At 63.4% G+C, this 6,882-nt stretch carries 6 protein-coding genes; 4 read left to right on the plus strand and 2 right to left on the minus strand.

Going from position 1 to position 6,882, the window contains the following annotated elements:
- Positions 1-119 precede the first annotated feature (119 nt).
- The gene (locus tag IAE39_RS28535) at positions 120-458 is read right to left on the minus strand and encodes a PA4575 family protein (protein ID WP_003247487.1); all 339 of its coding nucleotides are present in this window, start codon (positions 456-458) and stop codon (positions 120-122) included.
- 162 nt (positions 459-620) lie between these two features.
- Entirely contained in the window at positions 621-3,059 is a 2,439-nt protein-coding gene (locus IAE39_RS28540; RefSeq protein ID WP_201207810.1) for a Lon protease family protein, read from the minus strand.
- A gap of 261 nt (positions 3,060-3,320) precedes the next feature.
- Here IAE39_RS28540 and IAE39_RS28545 point away from each other — a divergent pair, with 261 nt between their 5' ends.
- The 4 genes from IAE39_RS28545 (at position 3,321) to IAE39_RS28560 (ending at position 6,804) form a co-directional block, all read left to right on the plus strand.
- Positions 3,321-3,809: a DUF3015 domain-containing protein gene (locus IAE39_RS28545; RefSeq protein ID WP_201207811.1), complete on the plus strand. Its 489-nt coding sequence runs from the start codon at positions 3,321-3,323 to the stop codon at positions 3,807-3,809.
- A gap of 73 nt (positions 3,810-3,882) precedes the next feature.
- Positions 3,883-5,736 (plus strand): Lnb N-terminal periplasmic domain-containing protein, encoded by a 1,854-nt coding sequence (locus tag IAE39_RS28550; protein WP_201207812.1) that lies wholly within the window; start codon positions 3,883-3,885, stop codon positions 5,734-5,736.
- Between the two features lie 248 nt (positions 5,737-5,984).
- The gene (locus IAE39_RS28555; protein WP_201207814.1) at positions 5,985-6,341 is read left to right on the plus strand and encodes a hypothetical protein; all 357 of its coding nucleotides are present in this window, start codon (positions 5,985-5,987) and stop codon (positions 6,339-6,341) included.
- 67 nt (positions 6,342-6,408) lie between these two features.
- On the plus strand, positions 6,409-6,804 hold the full coding sequence (locus IAE39_RS28560) for a transcription elongation factor GreAB (protein WP_201207813.1): 396 nt from the start codon (positions 6,409-6,411) through the stop codon (positions 6,802-6,804).
- Positions 6,805-6,882 lie beyond the last annotated feature (78 nt).

A 6,882-nucleotide genomic window follows, 5' to 3' on the forward strand; every position in this document is an offset into this window, starting at 1 on the left:
ATGTTTGCTGCGCGACAGCGCAGCCCGGGAGGGCTGGGTAATCTCCTACAAGAGACTGCGATCCCCTGTAGGAGCGGCCTCGTGTCGCGACCGGGCCGCAAAGCGGCCCCAGCATTCGTTCAGGTCTCCGGATGAAACTGGTAATCCCCCAGGTTCCGGCACCGCTCACCATTGATCCGCCGCAACTGCGCCTGCAAGTGCAAACACCAGATCTGCGGATCTTCGGCCACTTGGTACCCATGCAGGGTCAGGCTATCGACAATGGCATTGAGCACCGACTCGGCCACCAACGGCCCATGAAACGGCCCCTGTGCCTTGATCGCGGAGGGTTGTTCACCGGCCATGCCGGCGGCGAACAGCAACGTCCACATGCCGTTGTCCCCGGCCAGTGGGCGAATGCTGCATTCGATGCGGGTCACCAGGCCCAGGCACTGGCGTGTGAGGCTGAGGTTGCGCATGGCCGCGTCCCCTCCAATAAGCCCTGTTCAGCCCGAAACCCTCAGGCTGTCTCCATCCTGAACACTGTACCGTCCTTAAGTTCCAGCATAGAAGAACAGCACAGAAAGATGGAAAACCGGCGCTGAACGGTAGCACTTCGCCGCCAGCGCCGTTTTATTGACTCAGGCCGGTTTGGCTTGGGCAATCACCTCTTCCAGGCGTTCCTTTTCCGCCTTCTCGATGTCTTCCTCGCTGATCATTTCGGCGATTTCACGCAGGCGTTCGACCACCCGGGCGTTGACGCTGCCTTCGGTAAACAACCCGTTCTCGCCAAGCACGCCAGCCTCTTCGCCCACCAGCAGGCTCAATGCCTCGTCAGCCTGGCTCACGGCATAGACATGGAACTGGCCATTCTCCACCGCTTGCAGCACACGCTCATCCAGCATCAGCGTGGCGACGTTGGCACGCGGAATGATCACGCCCTGTTCGCCCGTCAAGCCACGGGCTTCGCACAGGCGGAAGAAGCCTTCGATCTTTTCGTTGACCCCACCCACCGCCTGCACTTCACCAAACTGGTTGATCGAGCCGGTAATGGCGAAGCACTGCTTGAGCGGCGTGCGCGACAAGGCCGAGATTAGCGTGCAGGCTTCGCCCAGCGAGGCGCTGTCACCGTCCACGTAACCGTAGGACTGCTCCAGCGCAATGCTCGCGGAGATCGCCAACGGGAACTCCTGGGCATAGCGGCTGCCCAGGTAACCCGTGAGGATCATCACCCCCTTGGAGTGGATCGGCTGGCCAAGGTTGACCTCGCGCTCGATGTCGACGATGCCGCTGCCGCCCGGGTACACGGTGGCCGAAATACGCGCAGGCATACCGAATGCCGAGTCGCCCACTTCCAGAACGGTCAGGCCGTTGCACTTGCCGATGGCCGCGCCTTCGCTGTCGATCAGGATGATGCCGGCGAGCATGTCGTCCAGCACTCGCTGCGACACACGCCCGGTGCGGGTGGCCTTGGCCTTCAGCGCACGCTCGATGTGCCCGGCGTCGGTCATTTCGTCACTGGCCAGCTGGCGAATGAAATCGGCTTCGCTGACCAGCTGGAACAGGTCACCGATACGCGCCGACAGGCGCGACTGGTTCTCTGCCAGGCGAGCGCTGTAGGTAGCCAGGCGCGCCACCGCATCGCTGGTCAACGGCGCCATGCCCTCTTCGTTGGTGCGCGTGCGCAGCAACTGGGCGAACTGTTCCAGGTTCTCGTCGACCATCGGCATGTCTTCGTCGAAGTCGACCAGCACGCGGAACATCTCCTGGAAGTCCGAGTCGTGGTCCTGCAGCGCGTAGTACAGCTGACGCGAGCCGATGATCACCAGCTTGACGTTGAGCGGGATCATCTGCGGCTGCAGGCTGACGGTGGCGACCCGGCCCAGTTCACCGATCGGTGACTCCATCTTCAGCTTGCGCGACTGCAAGGCACGCTTGAGCGCGTCCCACACGAACGGCTCGCCCAGCATTTTCTCGGCTTCGAGGATCAGGAAGCCGCCATTGGCCCGGTGCAGCGCGCCCGGGCGCAACTGCCGGTACGAGGTGTACAGCGCGCCTTGGTCGGTGCTGTATTCGATACGACCAAACAGGTTGTCGTAGGTCGGGTGCGGCTCGAACACCACCGGTGCGCCGCCGTCAGCGTAATGGCCCACGACCAGGCTGGGCGCGTACTGCTCTTCGAGCAGCTTGCGGGCAACGGCGTCGGTCTTGCTGTCATCGACCAGTTGCTCGACCACCGTGCGCAGCAGGTTCAACTGCAGCGATTGCAGGTAGGCGCAGACGGCCGCGTTTTCGGCGTACTTTTCCGACAACGGCGCCAGGAGTGGTTGCAGGGCCAGGGTAATGGTTTCTTCGTTGAGCTGGCGCAGCTGGTTGTTCGACTCGCGCTTCCACTGCGGCAGGCTGGCCAGTTCCTCGTTCAGTTGCTCCTCAAGCTGGGCGATGTCCTCATGGAACTGCTCGCGCACCGCTTCCGGCAGCTGGGCGAACTCGGCCTCATCCAGCGCCTTGCCGTCGGCCATGGGGGTGAAGGCGACGTTGCTGGAATCGCGGTACAAGGCCACGTCCTTCTCCAGCGACGCCCGCTCGATCACATCCAGGGCGCGGTCATAGCGCTGGTTGAAGGCGCGGTCGATGGCGCCCTTCTTCTGCTGGTATGACGGGTGCTCGAACACCGCCGGGAAGGTTGCCAGCAGGTTGTCGATCAACCCGCCCATGTCGGCGATGAACGCCGCGGCGCTACCGGAAGGCAACTCCAGTGCGCGCGGTTCGCGGGTGTCGTCGAAGTGGTTGACGTAGACCCAGTCGGCCGGGGTCTGCTGGCGCTTGCCCTCGGCCTTAAGGTAGCGCTTGACGAACGAAAAGCGCCCGGTGCCGGGCTCGCCCATCACATACACGTTGTAACCAGGGCGCGGCATGGCCACGCCGAACTGCAGGGCCTCGACAGCACGTTCCTGGCCCAGGACTCCGCGAAACGGCTCCAGATCGTCGGTATTGGTAAAGGCAAACTGCTCGGGCGAGAAGCGCCGGGTGAGGGCTTCAGGCGCGAGACGCAGGCGCGCAGCGACAGGATCGGGCATTGGGTTTCCTTACTTCGGCGGGGCAGATACGCAGCATTCTGGCGCTGCCCGCGCGCGCCTTGCAAGGCTCCACGGGACTTTATGTCGCAGCATGTCGCAGCCAGTGCAGGTCATGTAACAGCAAATTTTTCGCAATCAACAACGCAACCTTTAGATCGTGCCTAAACTCCAAGCTGCGCGGGTGGGTGAAATGCTTTCCCGACCTGGCAACCGAGTTGCCAGAAACCCTGACCCTTGGTTAAGACAAAGAGAACAAATGCTATGAAACGGATTCTTCTGGGTACTCTGTTCACCGTGGTCTCGCTGAACGCCATGGCCGAAGCGCCAGGCGGCCCGAACTGCGGCTGGGGCAACATGCTGTTCGAAGGCCAGCGCGGCACGCCGGCTCACTTCCTGGCTTCCACCACCAACGGCACCTCCGGTAACGCCACCTTCGGCATGACCTCCGGCACCAACGGCTGCTCGACCAAGGCTTCGCTGACCTACGGCGGCAAGTCCTGGTTCGCCATGAACGGCATGATGAACGAACTGTCCGAAGACATGGCCATGGGCCAGGGTGAAGCGCTGACCACCTACGCCGTGGTACTCGGCGTGGCCCCGGAAGACCGCGTCTACTTCAACTCGGTCACCCACCAGCACTTCAGCCAGATCTTCAGCAGCGCCGACGTCACTGCCGAAACTGTCCACAGCAACACCCTGGCTGTTCTGAAGAGCGACCCACGCCTGGCCAAATACGCTACCGAGGCCTAAGCACTGCTGCTCCCGCCCCACCCCTGGGGCGGGTTTCGCCTTTTTCGGCATCGTTCAGAAGTAGTTGCCCGATATGCTCAAACGCCTCGCTGCCCTGGCGCTGTGTGCCTGCGCCCCCGTTCATGCTGCACCCGTGCTGGATCAAGGCCGTCTCCAGCAACTGGCCAACACCCCCTACTGGATTGCCCTGGGCCATTACGAAACTGCCAAGCTCGGTGGCTGGCGCAGCTATGTGGACGACGATGCGTTCTTCCTGGCCAAGGACGGCGCCCACCACCCCGACCAGGAGCTGCAAGCCACGGTTCAAGCGCTGTACGCGCCGGCCAGCCTCGGCGACAAGCACGCCCAGTGCGTGTTCCCGGCGCGCACCCGCTGGCTGCGTGAGCAACTGAACCTGCAGGACCTGCCGCAACCGGACTGCCAGGAGTTCAAGACCTGGTACAAGTCGATCGACCCGCACAGCGCCGCGCTGATCTTCCCGGCGGCCTACCTGAACAGCCCGTCGTCGATGTTCGGCCACACCCTGCTGCGCATCGACCAGTCCAACACCCGCAGCGACGACACCACGCTGCTGAGCTACGCGATCAACTTCGGTGCGTACATCGAAGGCAGCGACAACAGCATCCTGTATGCCTGGAAAGGCCTGATGGGTGGCTACCCGGGGCTGTTCGCAATGATGCCCTACCAGGAAAAACTCTCCGAATACCGCAGCCTGGAAAACCGCGACCTGTGGGAATACCAGCTGGACCTGACCCCGGAAGAAACCGGGCGCATGGTCGAACACGTATGGGAGCTGAAGCAGATCCAGTTCGACTACTTCTTCTTCGACGAAAACTGCTCGTATCGCCTGCTGGAGCTGCTGCAAGTGGCCCGACCGAGCCTGGACCTGACGTCGCAGTTCCCCCTGACCGCCATCCCCACCGACACGGTGAAGGCCGTGAAGCAGTCGGGCATGGTCGCCAGTGAAACCTACCGCCCCTCGCGCGAACGGGAACTGCTGGCCCGCGCCGAGCCGCTCGACCATGACGAGAAGCGCCAGGTGCTGGCCGTAAGCGCCGACACCGCGCAGCTGCAAAGCCCCGACTTCAAAGCCTTGCCCCGCGAACGCCAGGCGCTGGTGCAGGATGCCGCGTATCGCCTGGAGCGCTACCGGGCCAATGGCCAGGAGCGCGACCCTGGGCAGGCCAAGCGCAGCTTCGAGTTGCTGCGTGCGATCAACAGCAACCCGCCCCCTGCCCTGCAGATCGAGCGCCCCGGCCTGCCTGAAGACGGCCATGACTCACGCACCTGGCAGCTGGGCGTGGGCACCCGCGAAGACCGCGCCTATGCCGAATACGGCCTGCGCATGGCCTACCACGACCTGAACGACAACGCCTACGGCTTCCCGCTGGGCGCGCAGATCGAAATCCTGCAGCTGAAGGTGCGCCAGTACGAAGGCAACGACTGGCAGGTACAGCGCCTGGACCTGGCCACCATCCGCTCGCTGACCCCGCGCAACGCACTGCTCAAGCCTTGGTCGTGGCAGGTGGCCGGCGGCCTGGAGCGGGTGCCGGGCAAGCATGATGACGAGGTGCTGGTGAGCCATGTGAATGGCGGCGCCGGCGGTACCTGGCAGTTGGCAGATGGCTTGCTGGGTTTTGCCCTGGGCACGGTGCGGGTCGAGCACCACAACGACTTCGCCGAATTCATTGCCCCGGCGGCGGGGTTCAATGGCGGGCTGCTGTGGCGCAACGGGCTGGGCAACATGACGCTGGAAGCCAAGGGTGATTACTTCACCAATGGCGAGGTGCGGCGCAGTGTGAGCCTGAACCAGCAGTGGGAGATCAGCCAGAACCTGGGGTTGCGCCTGAGTGCTTCGCGCGGGTTCAGCCATTTGGCCACAGCGCAGAACGAGGTGATGCTGGAGTTGAAGTGGTATCACTATTAATCAGGCCTCCGCGCACTTTGTAGGAGCGGCCTTGTGTCGCGATCGGGGTGCGAAGCGCCCCCAAATTCAGCATTCACGCAGAAATCGCCGGGGCCGCTTTGCGGCCCTATCGCGACACAAGGCCGCTCCTACACCGAGCGTGCCGAAGCTTCTCAGTGTGCCCCAACCAACTCTTTGACACTGTTTTGACACCTCCCCGACAAATCGCCACCTAGACTTGCCAGCATCAACTGGAGGGTTTTGTGGCTATGTCGCGGTACTGGTTTGGCGTGTGCATCGCGTTGTTGCTGTCGGGTTGCGAGACCACCCACGAGCAAATGCTCAATCACGGCTACCCCCCCGCCTATGCCGATGGCTTCCAGGACGGCTGCGGCAGTGGTCGCCAGGCGGCCGGCATGATGGTCGGCAACTTCCGCAAGGACGTGCCACGCTACCTGCACGAGCGCCAGTACGAAACCGGCTGGGACGATGGCTTCCGCCAGTGCCAGGCCATGCAGAACAGCGAAGAACAGCGCCAGTACCACGAGCGCTTCTGGGACCAGCGCGACCGCGACTGGCAACAGGAAAAGGACCGCGACGCGGCCAAGGCCTATCGCCACAATTGAGTCGCAAACGGACATTCCTTTAAACCTGTGGCCTGCCATGATGGTCTTCTGCACAAGGAGGCCCTTCATGAGCCGAGCATTCGTCAACGAAGACCAGGCCGCCGCCCAGGCCGACCAACCGGTCGAGCGGCGCGTCAGTGACCAACCCAACTACGTGACAGCCAGCGGCCTGCGCCAGCTGCAAACGCGCGTGGCCGAACTGAATGCCTTGCGCAGCGAACTGCAGGCGCAGGGCGAGCGCGGCGACAAGCAGCGGCTGGCCGATACCGAACGGGACCTGCGCTACTTCAGTGCGCGAGTGCAAAGCGCGCAGGTGGTGCCGGCGGCAACGTCGCAGAGCAAGGTGCAGATTGGTAGCCGGGTGCGGTTTGTGGATGCGCAGGACCAGGCGCATGAGGTGGTTTGGCGGCGGCCGGTGGGGGAGCAGGTGATCGAAGTGGTTGAAGTTATTGGTGAAGGTTAAGGGCCCTGGGGCTGCTTTGCAGCCCATCGCGGCGCAAGGCCGCCCCCACACACGGGGCCGCGGCACCCCCCGAAGGCG

It is taken from the genome of Pseudomonas sp. S37, assembly GCF_016658545.1.
Taxonomy (GTDB): domain Bacteria; phylum Pseudomonadota; class Gammaproteobacteria; order Pseudomonadales; family Pseudomonadaceae; genus Aquipseudomonas.

Bases quoted from the DNA above. Each gene is read 5' to 3' on its own strand.
- IAE39_RS28560 (WP_201207813.1), top strand. From the start codon at position 6,409: ATGAGCCGAGCATTCGTCAACGAAGACCAGGCCGCCGCCCAGGCCGAC.
- IAE39_RS28535 (WP_003247487.1), bottom strand. From the start codon at position 458: ATGCGCAACCTCAGCCTCACACGCCAGTGCCTGGGCCTGGTGACCCGC.
- IAE39_RS28555 (WP_201207814.1), top strand. From the start codon at position 5,985: ATGTCGCGGTACTGGTTTGGCGTGTGCATCGCGTTGTTGCTGTCGGGT.
- IAE39_RS28540 (WP_201207810.1), bottom strand. From the start codon at position 3,059: ATGCCCGATCCTGTCGCTGCGCGCCTGCGTCTCGCGCCTGAAGCCCTC.
- IAE39_RS28550 (WP_201207812.1), top strand. From the start codon at position 3,883: ATGCTCAAACGCCTCGCTGCCCTGGCGCTGTGTGCCTGCGCCCCCGTT.
- IAE39_RS28545 (WP_201207811.1), top strand. From the start codon at position 3,321: ATGAAACGGATTCTTCTGGGTACTCTGTTCACCGTGGTCTCGCTGAAC.